This is a genomic window from Neorhizobium sp. 05N33 (assembly GCF_056397445.1).
The window spans coordinates 1-16,080 of sequence record NZ_JBFTNK010000009.1; the positions used below are offsets into that span (position 1 = coordinate 1).

General features: G+C 60.9%; 18 protein-coding genes. 7 read left to right on the top strand and 11 right to left on the bottom strand.

The annotated features are described in order from the left end of the window. Positions 1-162 precede the first annotated feature (162 nt). Together AC1DLT_RS20775 and AC1DLT_RS20780 are read right to left on the bottom strand one after the other, a co-directional pair. Positions 163-2,517 (bottom strand): putative monovalent cation/H+ antiporter subunit A, encoded by a 2,355-nt coding sequence (locus AC1DLT_RS20775; RefSeq protein ID WP_477488018.1) that lies wholly within the window; start codon positions 2,515-2,517, stop codon positions 163-165. Between the two features lie 302 nt (positions 2,518-2,819). Beyond that, complete coding sequence (locus AC1DLT_RS20780; protein ID WP_477488019.1) at positions 2,820-3,056, bottom strand: hypothetical protein; 237 nt, start codon at positions 3,054-3,056, stop codon at positions 2,820-2,822. 370 nt (positions 3,057-3,426) lie between these two features. Between AC1DLT_RS20780 and AC1DLT_RS20785 the strand changes: the two genes are divergently transcribed. Continuing rightward, complete coding sequence (locus AC1DLT_RS20785) at positions 3,427-5,085, top strand: hypothetical protein (protein ID WP_477488020.1); 1,659 nt, start codon at positions 3,427-3,429, stop codon at positions 5,083-5,085. A 389-nt stretch (positions 5,086-5,474) separates the two neighbouring features. Continuing rightward, a complete protein-coding gene (gene msrB / locus AC1DLT_RS20790; protein ID WP_038584863.1) occupies positions 5,475-5,885 on the top strand; it encodes a peptide-methionine (R)-S-oxide reductase MsrB in 411 nt (136 codons plus the stop codon). Positions 5,886-5,932: 47 nt separating this feature from the next. On the opposite strand, the gene AC1DLT_RS20795 is transcribed toward msrB, so the two are convergent. The 3 genes from AC1DLT_RS20795 to AC1DLT_RS20805 all read right to left on the bottom strand — a co-directional run bounded on the left by AC1DLT_RS20795 (position 5,933) and on the right by AC1DLT_RS20805 (position 7,861). Next, positions 5,933-6,319 carry a VOC family protein gene (locus tag AC1DLT_RS20795; RefSeq protein WP_477488021.1) on the bottom strand — a complete coding sequence of 129 codons (387 nt, stop codon included), beginning with the start codon at positions 6,317-6,319 and terminating at the stop codon, positions 5,933-5,935. 148 nt (positions 6,320-6,467) lie between these two features. Next, the gene (locus AC1DLT_RS20800; protein ID WP_477488022.1) at positions 6,468-7,337 is read right to left on the bottom strand and encodes an aldose 1-epimerase family protein; all 870 of its coding nucleotides are present in this window, start codon (positions 7,335-7,337) and stop codon (positions 6,468-6,470) included. A gap of 116 nt (positions 7,338-7,453) precedes the next feature. Next, positions 7,454-7,861: a (R)-mandelonitrile lyase gene (locus AC1DLT_RS20805; protein ID WP_038584852.1), complete on the bottom strand. Its 408-nt coding sequence runs from the start codon at positions 7,859-7,861 to the stop codon at positions 7,454-7,456. 427 nt (positions 7,862-8,288) lie between these two features. Here AC1DLT_RS20805 and AC1DLT_RS20810 point away from each other — a divergent pair, with 427 nt between their 5' ends. Next, positions 8,289-8,915, top strand: a complete 627-nt coding sequence (locus AC1DLT_RS20810) for a DUF1062 domain-containing protein (RefSeq protein ID WP_477488023.1) — start codon at positions 8,289-8,291, stop codon at positions 8,913-8,915. Here the strand turns inward: AC1DLT_RS20810 and AC1DLT_RS20815 are convergent, their stop codons facing one another. Beyond that, entirely contained in the window at positions 8,916-9,842 is a 927-nt protein-coding gene (locus AC1DLT_RS20815; protein ID WP_477488024.1) for an SDR family oxidoreductase, read from the bottom strand. Between the two features lie 96 nt (positions 9,843-9,938). Between AC1DLT_RS20815 and AC1DLT_RS20820 the strand changes: the two genes are divergently transcribed. Beyond that, the gene (locus tag AC1DLT_RS20820) at positions 9,939-10,505 is read left to right on the top strand and encodes a TetR/AcrR family transcriptional regulator (RefSeq protein WP_477488025.1); all 567 of its coding nucleotides are present in this window, start codon (positions 9,939-9,941) and stop codon (positions 10,503-10,505) included. Positions 10,506-10,613: 108 nt separating this feature from the next. Further along, entirely contained in the window at positions 10,614-11,474 is an 861-nt protein-coding gene (locus tag AC1DLT_RS20825; protein WP_477488026.1) for a transglutaminase-like domain-containing protein, read from the top strand. A 131-nt stretch (positions 11,475-11,605) separates the two neighbouring features. On the opposite strand, the gene AC1DLT_RS20830 is transcribed toward AC1DLT_RS20825, so the two are convergent. Then, on the bottom strand, positions 11,606-12,568 hold the full coding sequence (locus AC1DLT_RS20830; RefSeq protein WP_477488027.1) for a DMT family transporter: 963 nt from the start codon (positions 12,566-12,568) through the stop codon (positions 11,606-11,608). 95 nt (positions 12,569-12,663) lie between these two features. Here AC1DLT_RS20830 and AC1DLT_RS20835 point away from each other — a divergent pair, with 95 nt between their 5' ends. Next, positions 12,664-13,209, top strand: a complete 546-nt coding sequence (locus AC1DLT_RS20835; protein ID WP_477488028.1) for a MarR family winged helix-turn-helix transcriptional regulator — start codon at positions 12,664-12,666, stop codon at positions 13,207-13,209. Positions 13,210-13,221: 12 nt separating this feature from the next. On the opposite strand, the gene AC1DLT_RS20840 is transcribed toward AC1DLT_RS20835, so the two are convergent. Then, the gene (locus AC1DLT_RS20840; RefSeq protein WP_477488029.1) at positions 13,222-14,124 is read right to left on the bottom strand and encodes a DMT family transporter; all 903 of its coding nucleotides are present in this window, start codon (positions 14,122-14,124) and stop codon (positions 13,222-13,224) included. A 167-nt stretch (positions 14,125-14,291) separates the two neighbouring features. Between AC1DLT_RS20840 and AC1DLT_RS20845 the strand changes: the two genes are divergently transcribed. Beyond that, positions 14,292-14,924: a LysE family translocator gene (locus AC1DLT_RS20845; RefSeq protein ID WP_477488030.1), complete on the top strand. Its 633-nt coding sequence runs from the start codon at positions 14,292-14,294 to the stop codon at positions 14,922-14,924. Here AC1DLT_RS20845 and AC1DLT_RS20850 read toward each other — a convergent pair. The 3 genes from AC1DLT_RS20850 to AC1DLT_RS20860 are packed head-to-tail and all read right to left on the bottom strand — an operon-like array spanning position 14,921 to position 16,041. Further along, positions 14,921-15,226 (bottom strand): type II toxin-antitoxin system RelE/ParE family toxin, encoded by a 306-nt coding sequence (locus tag AC1DLT_RS20850; protein ID WP_477488031.1) that lies wholly within the window; start codon positions 15,224-15,226, stop codon positions 14,921-14,923. The genes AC1DLT_RS20845 and AC1DLT_RS20850 overlap by 4 nt on opposite strands. After that, a complete protein-coding gene (locus tag AC1DLT_RS20855) occupies positions 15,223-15,486 on the bottom strand; it encodes a type II toxin-antitoxin system ParD family antitoxin (RefSeq protein WP_477488032.1) in 264 nt (87 codons plus the stop codon). The genes AC1DLT_RS20850 and AC1DLT_RS20855 overlap by 4 nt, the downstream gene beginning before the upstream one ends. A gap of 51 nt (positions 15,487-15,537) precedes the next feature. Beyond that, positions 15,538-16,041 (bottom strand): N-acetyltransferase family protein, encoded by a 504-nt coding sequence (locus AC1DLT_RS20860; RefSeq protein ID WP_477488033.1) that lies wholly within the window; start codon positions 16,039-16,041, stop codon positions 15,538-15,540. Between the last annotated feature and the right edge of the window lie 39 nt (positions 16,042-16,080).

Sequence of the window (16,080 nt, forward strand, 5' to 3'; positions counted from 1 at the left end):
CCTGGCGACTGTTCGGGTTCGATGGAACGGCGGATGAAGACCCAGGCTCTGCCACGGGCTTGGTGTCCCAAGGGAGGTTCGGTCTCCCATCCGCCACCGCATCTGGCAGTAAATCGCCAAAAGCGGATAAAGGGAAGTTACAAGGGGGGTAAACCACACCCGTCAACGCCGCGTCTCCATTTTGTCGTCCGCAACCTTTTTGCCCGCCCTCACCCGGATCAGCGCCAGCACCGCGAGCGCCGTCACCATTACCACCGCGATCTCGCCCAATGTATCCGTGCCGCGGAAGTCGACGATGATGACGTTGACGACGTTGGCGCCGTGGGCGACGGTCTTGGAATAGGCGTTGAAGAAGTCGGTGAGCAGGGTGTCGAACGGCGCCTGCGTCGATTTCAAGAGGAGCAGCGTGAAGCCGAGGCCGCAGGCGACCGCGATCGTCCCGTCGAAGAGCGTTTGTCCTAGGGGCCGGTGGTCGCGGGGCGAGAGCCGCAGCCGCGTCATTACCAGCGCCAGGATGACCACCGACAGCGTCTCGACCATGAACTGGGTGAACGACAGGTCCGGCGCGCCGAACAGCAGGAAGATGACGGCGACGGCAAAACCCTGGATGCCGAGCGAAACGATCGCCGTCAGCCGATCCTTTGCACGCAGCACGGCGATAAGGCCGATCACCGCGATTGCGAAGAACGCGGCTTCCTGGACCAGCAATTGCTCCGGCCACCTGGGCATTGCCGGCAGTTCCCCGAACAGGAAGGGCGGGACGAGCAGCGTCACGGCCAGCAGGATGAAGGTGGCGGTGATGTAGATTTCCAGCCGGCCCGGCTGGACGAGGCGGGTGACGACGCCCGAAAGCCGCACCAGGCCGGAGACGAAATGGTCGAAACCGCGGTCCGGGCCGGGGCCAAGGCTTTCCACCGCCCGCACCATGAAGGCCCGCAGGTCCGTCAGCCGCCAGAAGGCGAGTGCGCCGAGCAATACGGTGATCACCGACAGAAGCAGGGGCACGCCGAGATGCGGCATGGTCGAAATGTCGATGACGATCTTCTGGGCGGTGATCGCGCTTGCCATCGGCGAGGAGATGTAACGATGCGCCACGCCGGAAAAGAGTGCGGCCGCCAGGCCGAGCACGGACAGAACGACCGGGCCCAGCCAGAGCGTCACCGGTCCTTCGTGGGCATGTTTCGGCGTCTCGACATCGGGGCCGAGGAAAGGTTTCAGCGCCACGGCAAAGCCAATCGCGAACATCAACGCATTGCCGATTACGGCGAGGCCGGTGAAAAACACCGCGCGCGGATTTCCGGCGACAAGCGCCGCATAGATCTCCTCCTTGGCGAGGAAACCGAAGAACAGCGGCAGGCCGCCCATGGAGAGCGCCGCCAGCAGCGCCGCGCCGAAGGTGACCGGCATGGCGGCGCGCAGGCCCCCGAGCTTCGTGACGTCGCGGCTGCCGGCCTCATGATCCACCGTGCCGGCGACCATGAACAGCGCGCCCTTGAACAGCGAATGGGCGACGAGATAAAGCACCGCCGCCTCGACCGCATGGGCCGAACCGAAACCGGTCAGCATGACCAAGAGACCGAGCGAGGCCATGGTCGTATAGGCAAGCATCAGCTTCAGGTCCGTCTGGCGGACTGCCAGAAACGTGCCGGCAATCAGCGTGATACCGCCGAAGAAGGGCAGCAGGATCATCCAGGCGGGCGTTTGCCCCATGACCGGGTTCAGCCGCATCAGCAGGTAGACGCCGGCCTTCACCATGGTTGCCGAATGCAGATAGGCGGAAACCGGCGTCGGCGCTTCCATGGCGTTCGGCAGCCAAAAATGGAACGGAAACTGCGCCGACTTGGTGAAGGCGCCGGCGAGCACCAGCAGCAGGGTTGCGAGATAGAACGGGCTCTGGCGCAGCCCGTCGCCAAGATGCACGAGCAGCGAAAGCTGGGTGACGCCGGTGATGTTCCAGAGGAAGACCAGGCCGGCGAGCAGGCAGAGCCCGCCGCCGCCGGTGACCACCAGCGCCTGAAGCGCCGCACGCCGCGCCGCCTCCCTCTCGTGATCGAAACCGATCAGCAGGAACGAGGTGATCGAGGTCAGTTCCCAATAGACGAACAGCATCAGAAAACTGTCGGAGACGACGAGGCCGAGCATGGCGCCCATGAAGGCGAGGATGAAGGCCATGAAGCGCCCCTGCCCCTCATGACCCTTCATGTAGCCGCCGGAATAAACGACGATCAGGGTGCCGATGCCGGTGATCAGAAGCGCGAAGGTGAGCGACAGGCCGTCGAGGAACCAGGAGAAGGAGAGGTTGAAGCTCGGCGCCCAGGCATAGCCCCCGGTCACCACTTCGCCGGCGGCGATTTCGGGCAGGAAGGTGCAGAAATGCGCAAATGCGAGCGCCGGGGCCAGCGCCAGAACCCAGGCGGCCCTGTCGCCCAGAAGGCGGGTAAGGACCGGTGCCAGAACTGCGGCGATAAAGGGCAGGAACAACGCGAAGAACGTCAACGCCGGCGCATTGGCAGCCATGTCATCTCCACGCTTCAGAAGCCCCACACCGCCCGACCGTTCGGAGGCAGGTGATTTTCTATGGGAAACGCGGCCTCGCCTCAAGCAGAACCGGACGAAACACACAGAAACGCGCGTTTTCCGGATTTTGATGGCAAGTGCCGCCAACGCTTAAGGGGGCAGCTTCTCGCGAGGAGCGGTCATTGCTGGCGTCGCAAAACTGCTAATTCTGCGGCCGGTCGAGCTATGTTGGGTTCGCGCTCCCGGCTGGTGCTTGGGCTATGCTTGGGAAACGGTTCGGCATCATGCCTCATGAGAAGGCTTCACGAAGAAGCCGAGAATTTCACCGTCACGCCGCGCTGCCGAAAATAGGCCTGCATCAGCTTTCTGCCGGAACGGTTGTTCTGCACGAGCTTAGCCGGGTCGAATACGGCCTCTTTCAAACCCGCCCGTGTCAACGCTGCCTTGAGAGTCGCGATATGCACGTCGATGTCGGCATTGTTCGCCTGGAGCGATTCATAAATGCGGCCTGTTGCATCTGCTACGGTCGGTTCAGTCACTACCACTCTCCTGCTGTTATTCGCGTGGCGCTTACCACATTTTTTCGGCTTGACCTTATTGTGGTGAAAAATCCCCTCGTCAATGTGCGACGATAGATTGGAACATCGCGTCCGCTTTCGAAGATGGGACTCCAGAGGCAGGCCAGCGGAAACCAGCATTACGGCCCGGATGCTAGGGCAACAATGCGCCAGAAGTGGACGCCGTCGCGCTTATGAGAGACGGCCGACCTGGAGACAAATGCGGAGGTTCCTGTACTAGAAGACAGAGCACCAAGACCGCTACCGCCTAAAACAGTGCAGTAGTGTAGATCAACAAGTCGTTCTCGCGTAATGAGAGCAACAACATCATCAGATTATCGAAGCTCTTCTAATGTCAACAAAACACACGGCGATTCTTTATGTCCATGGGATTGGCAACCCCGCCCGAAACTCGTCTCTAAGCAATTTTCTGGACTACTTTGATTTGTACGGGCAATCCCAAAGCAAGAAGGGAATTGGTAAACCGAGAGATTTTTCATACAAAACGGCTGTCAACGATGACGATCAAGTCATCCATTACGTAGATTTCAAAAGGATCGTTGAGGTAGATGGACGGCCACGTGTCGCCAAGACTATCAGAGTTTATGAAGCTTACTGGGTGCCAGAAGCGGAAAGCCGCTACTCCGTGTTGTATGTATGTTTCTGGCTTCTGATGCGTGCAATTAATCCTTTCCGCTTAGCCTTTTCATCGTGGCGCAACTTTCCATCTTTTCGCCTCGCGTGCTTGCATGAACTTGCAGCTTATAGAAGCAAAAATCGAATCGAGAAGCTTGAGAGAGCCTATCGGGATTTCGAAAACTGGGAGAGCCGACATAAATTCCCAAATGGATCGTTCAGAGAATTCAAAACCTTTCTGCGTGAACGTCCTCCTACGGTAGGAACGACTGCCGACGATCTTTTGTTGCTGGCCAGTGAATGGCGTCGCAATACGCGAAGAAAGGTCCGCAATAGGTCCGCCAAAGTCGCACTCGCACTTTTAGGCTCGACTGCCGTTACAGCGATCCAGTGTTATCTGTGCTACGGTACCTGGAAATTCATAGCAGCAGGAATGCCAAACATCATCGCCTACCTCTACGTCGTTGTGACGTTGGCGTCACTCCTTTGCTTGATAGCATTGGGAAAATCGGCAAAAAGCTACGCCTACGATGTCCTCACGTGGACAATTGACTCCGAAAGAGATCAGCGGTTCCAAACACGAGAACGCGTGGTTGCTTACACGAGAAAGCTCATCAGGTACGTCGCAGCCAGCGAAGACTGTGGTCAGTTTTTCATAGTCTCGCATAGCTTAGGAACGAGCATCGCGATGGAAGCGCTTCTGCAAGAAGGGCGACGCGCAAAAGCAGGCTCGGATAAAACCGAGCGGCTGCGCGTCCTAGAGAAACTCCATACAATTTTCACTATAGGCTCTCCTATCGATCTAATTTTCAATTTTTTTCAAATCGATACCACGTCTTCCCATCGATATAATCGACTTCGTGAGGAGCAACGCCTTTCTTTAGCAATGCCGCCCTTTCGTATCGAAGGTAGAGCAGGACGTGCCAGACTGGTGAATTTCTGGTCTCGGTTCGACCCAATCAGTTCACCTGTGACGTCATTACGTAAGAGTATTTCTGAGCGACGGGATGCCATAGCGAATATTGAGGCCATTCCGCCCGGCGTTCCTAACCCGATAGAGGCTCATACGAGCTATTACGCCGACCCGAAAGTCATGCAGGTCATTTATGCTGCTGTGATGGAGAGTTCCGATAGGGAAGAAACTACTGAAGACCAAGGCTCCAATAGTCCGCTCGGCATGTATGGCCCGTGGGTTAACCTTGTCACCGCAGCTATCACTGTAGCGCTGCTCACGGTCTTCGCTGTCCTGCCCAATTCCATGGCTTGGATAGTTATATTATTGTCGCTGCTGATATGGATTTTCATCGGTCGAAGATGGAGGAAAGAGGTGCTTCTGAGAGCCGAGCAGAAGCGCGGCGCTTTATTGAATCGATAAACCGATTGAACATCTCTTGATTGTCAGTTATCTGTGGAGGTAGAGCAAGGTGCAGCTCTCTTTTGACACGCACCTGTTAGGGGCTGCCTCTTGTAGGTGGCCCCGTTCTCTGTCGTGCAACACGCTTTCGGGTAGCGTGTGATGAGAAGTTTGGCTTCTGAAGACTGTCGCCTTCAAGTGTTTGAAATCCAGGTTTTCCGAGACGACGAACATTAGCGTCGTCATCGAAGTGATAGGCTGCAGCAGCAGTCTCAAATCCATTCAAAACTTGCAAGCCGCTGTCCGCTTTTGGGCCCGAAAACAGCCATGCCGGCATCCGCTCTCAAATCGCGGACTTTTCCTTCGCCGCCTCGATGCCTATCTATGGGGAAAACGAAAGGAACCTTGCGATGTCCGATGTGATCACCCCGAAAGTCCAGAAGACCGATGCGGAGTGGCGCGAGCTCTTGACGCCCGAGCAGTACCGAATCCTGCGGCAGGCCGGCACCGAACGCGCCTTTACCGGGCCCTTCTGGAACAGCCATGAAAAGGGCCTCTACAGCTGCGCCGCCTGCCACGAACCGCTGTTCGTCTCCGATACCAAGTTCGATTCCGGCTGCGGCTGGCCGAGCTATTTCGAGGCGGTGAATCCGGAGGCGATCACCGAAATCCGCGACGTGTCGCACGGCATGGTGCGCACCGAAGTCCGCTGCAGCAATTGCGGCGGCCATCTCGGCCACGTCTTCCCCGACGGCCCGCCGCCGACCGGCCTGCGCTACTGCATCAACGGCCATGCGATGGACTTCGAGGCGATGAAGTAAAGCAAAACACCCGAAGCGCCGGCGATCCGCCGGCGCTTTTTTTATTCTCAATAATCGTCGCTGATCTCAAGCCAGTAGCCGTCCGGGTCCTGCAGGTAGATCGACCGGACGCCGTCGGCACGGGTGTAGATCCTACCCTCGTTTCTCGCCAGATCGCCGTATTTCGTGCCGGTTGCGGCGATGTGGGCGACCGTGGCGTCGAGGTCGGTCACGGCGATGCAGAGATGGGTCGACATGGTGACATAGGTTTGGCCGAAATCGCCTTCGATCAGGTGGATCGACTGGTCGTCGCCGATGCCGAACCAGCGGATGTTCGGCTTGCGGGCCTTGCACTCGATTTCCGGCAGGCGCAGGACCCGGTGATAGAACTCGGCGCTGCGGGTTAGATCGCGAACCATGATGGACAGGTGGTTTATGCGAAGCGACGCGGTCATGCTCTCCTCCAACAGCACTCGCGGGACCGCCTGACGTCAGGTCGGGTCCTTGTCGTGGACAATGATCCGGGCGGCAGTTGCACCCGGGAATGCCGGCGGTAGTCATAAACCGAATGTGGGGTCTCGGAAAGCCGGGACGCTCTGTACGCTAGACCGGCAGTTCCACCATGAACGCGAAGCGGGCCTTTTCGCCCGGCTGGAGAACCACGCCGTAGGGACGTTTCGCCAGGTCGTCCGAACCGCCGAGTTCGGCCGCTGTGCCGTGCCAGGGTTCGATGCAGATGAAGGAGGCGCCGGGTTTTTGCCAGAGCGCCAGGTTCGGCAGGTTCTCGAAGGAAAATTTGAGCGCGGGACCGCCCTCGGCGGCATAGGTCAGCCCCTCGCCCGCCCCTTCCGGAAAGATCATCGCATCCGCCTCGAACATCGCATGGTCGAGCGTCAGGCTGCCGGCCGTAAACGGCGACGGCAGCTTTTCCGGGCTGACCAGCCCGCCCTCCAGCCGCGTCAAAGCCGGTTCGGCGCCGTTATCGAGGGTGATGGTATGGGCCTTGGCCGCCGCGCCGGGAATCGGCCAGACGAAGGCCGGGTGGAAACCGAAGCCGAAGGGCATCGGGTTCCGATCCCGGTTCTCGACTTCGGCCGCAACCGTCAGCGTCCGGCCATCCAGCGAATGCTCGACCGCCAACAAAAATTCGAATGGATAGACGGCGCGTGTCGCGTCGGAGGCGGCGAGTTCGTAACGGCACATGGTCTCGCTCGACGAGGCAAGCGTAAACTCGCTGCGGCGGGCAAAACCGTGCTGGCCCATCTCGTAGGGCTTGCCGTCGACGCTGATCCGGTTTTCCGGCGCCTTGCCGACCATCGGAAACAGAACCGGCGAGCGGCCGTTCCAGAAGGCGGCGTCGCCATTCCAGAGAAACGAGCGGCCATCGGCGGCTGTCAGCGCCTGCATCTCGGAGCCGAGCGAGGAGATGTCGACGGTCAGGTACGGGTTGGAGATGCGGGTGACGTCGGACATGGCGGCTCCTTCAGGTTCCGGTTCGGAATCATGTCCTCATCTTTGCGCACCAGACGTTTCGGTTCAATGACGCGCGGGGTGTTTTCGAGCGTCAAACGGCGCCAAGCCAGTTCGGCTCAGTCTTTCGCGACCTCGCCTGCATATTGATCGTCCGTCACCGCCCCCAGCCATTCCGCCGTGCTGCCGTTCAGCGCTTCCTGGATGGCGATATGGGTCATGGCGGTGGTCGGGGATGCGCCGTGCCAGTGTTTTTCGCCGGGCGGGAACCAGATCACGTCGCCGGGCCGGATGGCCCGGACCGGCTCGCCCCAGACCTGAGCGAGGCCAGCGCCAGCCGTGACGAGCAGCGTCTGGCCGAGCGGGTGGGTGTGCCAGTCGGTGCGCGCGCCCGGTTCGAAGGTGACCGAAAGGGCGCGCACCCGGGCCGGCTCCGGCGCCTCGACGATCGGATCGAGCCTGACGGTGCCGGTGAAATATTGTGGCGGCGCCTTCGAAGGCTGCGATCCGCTGCGCTTGATGTCCATGGTTCGATCCTCGCTGAACGACTGGTTACACTTCATATGGTCAGGTCATATAGGTCACAACGGGCGCGGCGCGACGTCCAAAAATTCTTGACTTCGGTTTTTGCACGGTTATGCCTTTCGGTCGAAGAGCGTCGGCCTTTGAGGTTCAGTTTGCCTAAGTAATCCCCGGTCTCGACAGGTTCACCCTCCCATGCGTGGAAGAGCGATGACGCTTGCCCGCGTGGGAACACTGTTCATCGGGGTGGCGGCTTGAGACCGGTTTGGCATTGATCGTGCCAGTGCGGCCTCGTGCTGCCCTGAACCGTCCGACTAAGACCTCCGACGCTTGCTCCCCACAGTCCGGACCTTCGCCACACCGTGCGCGCCCGAAAGGGCTTCTTGAGTGCCGTTTCCCGCATGAACTTCCTGACTGGAAGATCAAAACGGCATGTGCGACATCCTCCATCTCGAATGGACTGCAACCCCTAGAACTCCACCCCGGCCGATCCTTGCCTGCAGCGGCTGCGGGTTATCGAGACCGTTCCGCTCCAGCGGCCGCATCCGCCTCAATGCCAATGGCAAGCGGCTCGATGCCTGGCTCATCTACCGATGTATCGCCTGCGACGGCACCTGGAACCGGCCGATCTTCGAGCGGCAGACCATCCGGGCGATCGATCCCGCCCTGCTCGACGCGATGCAGGCGAGCACGCCGGATTTCGTTTCCCGCATCGAATTCGACGCTCAGGCGCTGAAGGCCAGGGCCGGACGCATCGAGGAAAGCGACGACATCGAGACGCGCAAGGCGGTGCTTCGCCACGATGCGGACTGGAGGCAGATCACAATCACGCTCGCCCTGCCCTATCCGACCGGCCTGCGGCTCGACCGGCTGCTGGCGGCGGAACTTCAGCTGTCGCGCAGCCGGCTGCAGGCGCTTTTCGACAGGCAGGAGATCCGGGTCGGGCCAGAGCGGAAGGACGCGCTGAAACGCGGCATCCGCGACGGCACCCAAATCACGCTCGACCTGCGCGACGAGGCCGAGCGAATGGCGGTGGGCAAGGCGGCGATGGGCGGCTGATCAGCGATAACCGGTGGCGTCGGCCGGCTTGCCGGGCTCCTGAACCTCGTTCAGGTAGCGCCAGCAATCCGGCCGCGAGCCGTCGACATCGTTGAACTCATAGACCTTGGCAAGGCCGCCGCTCGACAGCGACTGGCCGTTCCAGCGTGCCCGGTCTGGATCGGCGGCAAGCGCTGCCACCGCCCGACCGATGAAGCGCGGCGTTTCGGAAATGCAGAAATGCGGCTGGGCGACCAGAGCATCCCGCCAGTTTTCCTCGGTCACCTGGTAGATATCCAGCATCATCTCGGAGCGCATCCAGCCGGGCGTGATCGACACCGAGGTGCTGCCGACCTTTTCGAGATCCTTGCCGTGCGCCCAGGCCATGCGCGTCACCGCGGTTTTGGCGAGGTCGTAGAAGGGCGAGAGCCGATAATGTTCGGCATTGTATTCCGCCGTGCCATCGGTGACCTCGACCAGCAGGCCACCCGGCGTCTCGATCATCAGCTTCAGCGCATGATGGGCGGTGATCAGGTGGGTGTCGATCGCCAGCCGCAGCATGCGCAGGCCCTTTTCGAGGTCGTGCTCCCACACCGGCTTGTCCCATTCGAACAGATGTTCTCCGCCCCAGATGTCGTTGACAAGGATATCGAGCCTCCCCTGCTCCTCGCGGATGCGCCCGACGAGCGCTGCGACATCCTCCGGGACGAGGTGATCGAGCGGCACCGCGATGCCCGTGCCGCCGGCTAGCGTCACCAGTTCGGCGGTATCCTCGATCGTCTCCGGCCGCCCGTATTCCGACTGCTTCTCCCGGGTGGTCCGGCCGGTGACATAAACGGTTGCGCCAGCCGCCCCGAGCTCGACCGCGATACCCCGCCCGGCACCCCGCGTGGCGCCTGCCACCAGCGCGATTTTTCCCTCCAGAGGCTTTTTGTACACGTGCGACATGACGGCTCCTTCCCTTCCGGTTCCCTATGGTTAGAACTGGCGTTTCATATAAAGGCAATATATAAACGTTTATTCGTTTATAATTCGAGAGGCAAGATGGCGCGACCAAAAACCATGCCGGACAGGGACGTACTGGCGGCGGCGCTGAAGGTGATGCACGAAAAAGGCCCGGAGGCGCTGACCTTCGCTTCGCTCGCGGCGGCTTGCGGCCTTTCCGGCTCGACGCTGGTGCAGCGCTTCAGGAACAAGGAGGAACTTGCCCGCGCCGCGCTGCTGTTTGCCTGGGACGATCTGGATGCCAAGACGGAAGCGGCGATCGCCGCCGCGCCGAAAACGCCTCAAGGTGCCGTGGACATTCTCGTCGCGCTTTCCGGAGACTATGGCGGCATCGAAGCCTATGCCGAAGGCCTGCTGATGCTGCGGGAGGATTTTCGCGATCCGCGCCTGCGCGCCCGCGGCAGCGCCTGGGGCGAGGTTATCTCCACCGCGATCACCGCCTGTTTTGCATCGACACCCGGTAGGCCGGACAATATCGGCATGCTGATGGCCTCGCAGTGGCAGGGTTGTCTTCTCTGGTGGGGGTTCGATCCAGCGGGGCCGGTCGACGCGCATGTGCGCCGAAACCTGGAAGCGTTTGTCGCAGCGGTGCTGCCCGGACAATAGAAACGGCACGGGATCCCGTCAGCCCCTGACCGTGACAAGCGCCAGTTGACAATTTTCGAAAATTTGCCCTCCTTGTCGTGTCTCAATCTCAACAGGAAAGAGACAGCAATGCGCAAATCCTTCTACGTCACCCAAAGCATCTACTCGGAACCTGGGCCGTATCGCGAAACATTGATGCGCGGCGGCGTCGAGCCAAACTCAATTGCCCGGTGGATTAGCTCATTCATGCAACATCCTCGCGGGGCCGAATCCGAAGAACGAGGTTTCACACCCGAACAGGCCGCCGATCTTGAGCTTCGTTCCGTGGCCGAGATTCTGTCAATCGTTGTAGAGCGCAATTTGCTCGAAGGCGATGCCGTACAGCCTAAGGTTGGCGGCGTATGCCGGGATTTCGCGATACTGGCGGTTAGTAGATTTCGCGAACTCGGCACCCCGGCTCGCCTCCGTGTCGGGTTTTCCGACTATCTGGTGCCTGGTCATTGGGAAGATCATTGGCTTTGCGAATGGCATGACGGCGGGCGCTGGAAACGGCTCGATTTGGAGTTTGCAGCTATCGGGGGAGTTTCCTTCGACACCTTAGACGTGCCGCGCGCCCGCTTTCTAACAGCGGGCGAGGCATGGTTTCGGATCAAAGACGAACCGGAGATTGCCTCCCGTTTTGGCGTGTCGAGCCTCGGCCTCGGCGGGGAATGGTTTGTCGCGGGAAGCCTGCTTCGGGAAGTCGCAGCCCTGCGTAAACTGGAACTGAAACCGTGGGATTACTGGGGTCTATCAAAGGACCTCTCCCCCGTTTCAACCGAGTTGTCGTACCAGGCGAGGACGACGCTAGACCAACTCGCTTCACGGCTCAGGACCGTCGCTATCGATGGGGAGGACGAGCCGGAAGCTTTAGCGGACTGGCCTTTACCAGAGGAGGTTATCAGCTTCCCGCAAGGTGAGGCTGTAGCTGTCGTGCTGCGTAATTCCTGACTTCTGCGGCAAAAACGAGGCGCTGATTTTCAGGAAATTCCTGTCGCGAAAGTCAGAGTTTCGCGACAGGACATATTCCACATTTAAGTCGGGGGCTGGCGGGACCCCGGGCCTTTCGTCAACCTTCCAGCTCAGGCGATCTTGCCGCTGCGCCGCGGGTGAAGAATGGCAGCCAGCCGGCGGTAGGCGATCGACAGAATTTCCGTCTTCAGCGACACGATCGCGACACCGGCAAGCACGATCGCGGTGGCGATGATTTCTCTCAGGCTGACGGGTTCGCCCAGCAGGACAAAACCGAGGATAATCGTCCAGGGCGGCAGGAAATAACCGTTCATCGAACCGATGGTCGGACCCGCCTTCTTGAGGATGTTCATGTAGAGAACGATCGGCAGGGCCGTTCCGAACACGCCGAGGACGAGAAGCAACGGCAGGTTGTCGAGCGCCGGAGCGAAGGCCGAAAGACCGCCGAGATAGATCATCACCGCGAAGGTCGGCAGGCCGGAGAACAGCTGCTGTCCCAGCGCCAGCCGGACCGGCTGAGCATTTGGAATGCCGCGCACATAAAGATTGCCGAGCGCGTAGCTGACCGCGACGATGACCACGGCGCCGACGCCGCGAAGGCTGACGTTGTCGGCACCGAGCGCTGCCGGACCGATCAGCAGGACCATGCCGCCGAAGCCGGTCGCAAGCCCGAGCGCCACTTTCGGCGTCAGCCGCTCGCTGGCAAACAGCGCCTGCGCCAGAACCGCGACGACGAGCGGCGTGGAGGCCTGGATCATCGATGTCAGGCCCGCCGAAATTTCCGTCAGCGCATAGGCCGTCAGGCTGTTCGGGACGACGCCCTGCAGGAAACCGAGGACGACCCAGTCGCGCATTTCCCGTCCGCGCGGGAGAATGTTGTGGCCGGAGACGATCATCCAGACGGCGATCAGGCTGCCGCCCATCAGCCCCCTCACCGCCGTCAGGGCGAGCGGAGAGAGCGCGGTGCCCGCCAGCTTCAGCAGAATGAAAGCGCCTCCCCACAGAAACGAACAGGCAAGCATCTGCACGATCAGCGGGATTTCAAAGGACTTCCTTGCGGCGATCGAAGGCATGGTGGTCGGTTCCTCACCTATTTATCTTCACATGAAGATATTTGCCCTCAATTTATCTTCATGTCAAGATAGTTTTATCGAGACGGAGAATCGGAATGGCGCAGACGCAAAAAACGCAGGATCACATCGACCGGGCGCGGGCCCAGTGGGCCAAACAATTGCCGGATCTCGACACGGGCCCGATGGAGATTCTCGGCCGCGCCTACCGCCTGTCGCGGCTGGTCACGCCGTCGATCGAAGCGACATTCGCGTCGTTTCAGCTGGACCGCGGGGAATTCGACGTGATCGGGACGCTGCTGCGCTCCGGGCCGCCCCATCGGCTGACGCCGACGGAACTCTACCGGTCGCTGATGATCGCCTCCGGCAGCCTCACCCACCGGCTGGGCCGGCTGGAAAAGGCCGGACTGATCAAACGCGTTCCGTCCAACAGCGACGGCCGCAGCCTTTCCGTACAGTTGACTGACGAGGGCATCGGCAGGGCGGAGGCCGCATTCCGCCAGGATATGGCGAGCGAGGCGAAAGCGATCGCAGGCTTCGATCCGGAAAAGAAGGCGCAGCTTGCAGACCTGCTGCGGGAACTGAACCTCGCCGTCGAAGCCCATCTTTCCCGACAGGGACCGCCAGAACCCACGGAGGATTGACGAAAGGCGGGATCACGCGGAGACGAGCTTCCTCCGTGCCGGCAAGGTCATGGCGGCAACACCTGCGACGACGCAGACGAGGCCCGCCCATGCGCCCGGATGCAGGCTTTCGCCGAGGAAAACGACGCCGATCGCCACCCCGATAGGCACACGCAGATAGGCCTGCGAGGTCGCGCCGACCGAGCCGAGCGTCTGCATCAGCCTGAAATAGATGACGAAGGCGAGCGCCGTCGAAAACACCGAGAGCGTCACCAGCGCCAGGATCGAGTCCAGCGAGGGCTCAAGCGTCCAGGGCTTGTCTACGATCAGGCTTGCAGGGACCAGCAGCGCGGCGCCGCAGACGAGCGAGCCAGCCGCCGGCATGATCGGGTCGAGGCCCTTGAAGTTCTTGCCAAAGATCGCCGCGCCGGCATAACACACGGTCGCCAGCACGATCGCCAGCTGCGGCACCAGTCTCTCGCCGAGCCCCGACAGCGCTTCGACGCCGATCACCATGCAGATGCCGACCAGCCCCGCGCCGACGCCGAACAGTTTCCGCACCGTCACCGGCTCATGGCGGGTGATCAATGCCGTGATCAGGAAGGCGAAGATCGGCGTGGTGGAATTGAGGATCGCGGCAAGCCCGGCATCGGTTGATTGTTCCGCCCAGGCAATCAGCGTGAAGGGAATGGCGCTGTTCAGGCAAGCCTGGAACAGGAAGCGCGCCCATGTCGCTCCATCGCGCGGCAGCTTCAGGCCGCGCCAGCGGATCACGCCGAGCAGCACGGTTCCGGCAATCAGCGTCCGCAGTGCGATCAGCGTGACCGGCGGGATGGTTTCGACGCCGATCTTGATGAACGTATAGGAAGCGCCCCAGAGCGTGGAGAGCGCCAGGAGCAGCGCCAGTTCCCTGGTCATATTCGGTGTATTCGGCATGATGTCAGCTGGCCCGTTCGTATTTCGATGCGGATGTTCTAGGTGAAGACGCAGGGCTGATGCTTCGGTGCGGATCGAAGTATTCTCAAGCTGCGCTGCCCGATCGGCTGCACTTGCGGGCGGGCACCGCCTGTTGCAATGATGCGGGTTCATTCAAGGAACACGATATGCCCTCGACCGAGCTGTTTCTCGCCTTCCTCGCCACCACGGCGGTGTTCGCCTATATTCCCGGGCCGGCCATGCTTTATGCCGCGGCCCAGACGCTGGCGCGCGGGCGGTGGTCGGGGCTGATGGCCTCGCTCGGCATCCATATCGGCGGTTACGCGCATGTGTTCACCGCCGCCGCGGGGCTTTCGGTGCTCTTTCATGCCGTTCCGATCCTGTACATGGTGGTGAAGCTCGGCGGGGCGGCCTATCTCGTCTGGCTCGGCATCTCGCTGTTCCGCGCCAAGGCGGCGGGCGATGCGGAACTTCCGGAGATCGCGGAGAAATCCGGCCGGCGGGCGTTTTTCGAAAGCATCACGGTGGAAGTGCTGAACCCGAAGACGGCGATCTTCTTCCTCGCCTTCCTGCCGCAGTTCATCGACGCCTCGGCCGCCTTCCCCATCTGGCTGCAGTTCGCGATCCTCGGCACGATCGTCAACCTGATGTTCTCGTCCGCCGATATCGTCTGCGTCTTCCTCGCCGGCGCTGTCATCACCCGCCTGAAACGCTCGAGCGGAGCGCAACGGCTGATGCAGCGAGCCGGAGGGGCGCTGCTGGTGGGGCTGGGGGCGCATCTGGCGTTGCAGCGAAGCTAAAAGGAGTCGTCGGGGAAGAGTATGGCTTCGTAATCCTGAGCACCGTTGAGAATGTGCAGGATGTAAATCCGCTCGTCCACGATCCGGTAAAAGATCAGATAGTTGCCGTAAGGTATTCGGCGGATGCCGCTTGGTTCATGCCCTGGCATGAGCGGGTATCGTAAAGGCATGTCTGAGAGGGCCATGCTTCGTCCGACGATTTCACGTACGAAACTGATGGCGCGTCGGGGATTGCTTTGCTCGATATAGGCCCATATCCGGTTAAGGTCGCCACGCGCTTCGGGCGTGAAGATGACGATCACGCAGTGCGGTCTTTCATCCCGGCCGCATAACGGGCCTCGAAATCGGCCAGAACCTCTTCGGCAGGCGTTCCTCTTCCAGCTTCAGAATCCGCCAGTCCGCGTGCCAACGCAGCCTCAAGCTCCACGCGTCGCCGCTCCTTGATCTGTAGCAGCCGGAGGCCTTCGCGCAGAACGTCGTCGCGCGAATCGTAACGTCCGGCATTCACCAACTCGTCGACATAGTCTTCGAGATGTCTTCCGAGATTGTCGTCGCTGGCCATCGCACTATCCCTTTGCCGAGAGAATACCAAGTCCGATAGCCGTTATCAACATCACCCCATAACCTTCAGCTCCATGCAGGTCAGATCCAGCCAGCGGCCGAACTTGGTGCCGACCTCGGAAAACGTGCCGGCGGTGCGGAAGCCCAACTTCTCGTGCAGGCCGATCGAGGCGGTGTTTCCGGCCTCGATGCAGGCGACCATGACGTGGATGCCGTTCTCGGAGGCGCGGGCGATCAGCTCTTGCATCAGCAGCCGGCCGATGCCGGCGCCACGGAAATCGCGGTGGACGTAGACGGAATGCTCGACCGTGTGGCGGAACCCGTCGAAGGCGCGCCAGTCGCCATAGGAAGCGTAACCGGCGACCTTGCCGCCGACATCCGCCACGAGCACCGGAAAGCCGCGCGCCTTGCGGGCGGCGAACCATTCCTTGCGGTTCTGGAGGTCGACGAGGACCTCGTTCCAGATCGCCGTCGTGTTGGCGACCGCGTCGTTGTAGATCTCCATGACGGTGGGAAGATCGGCTTCGGTAGCGTCGCGGATAAGTGGTTGGGTCATCATATTTCGTCCATTATGATACTCGTTTGTCCACTATAT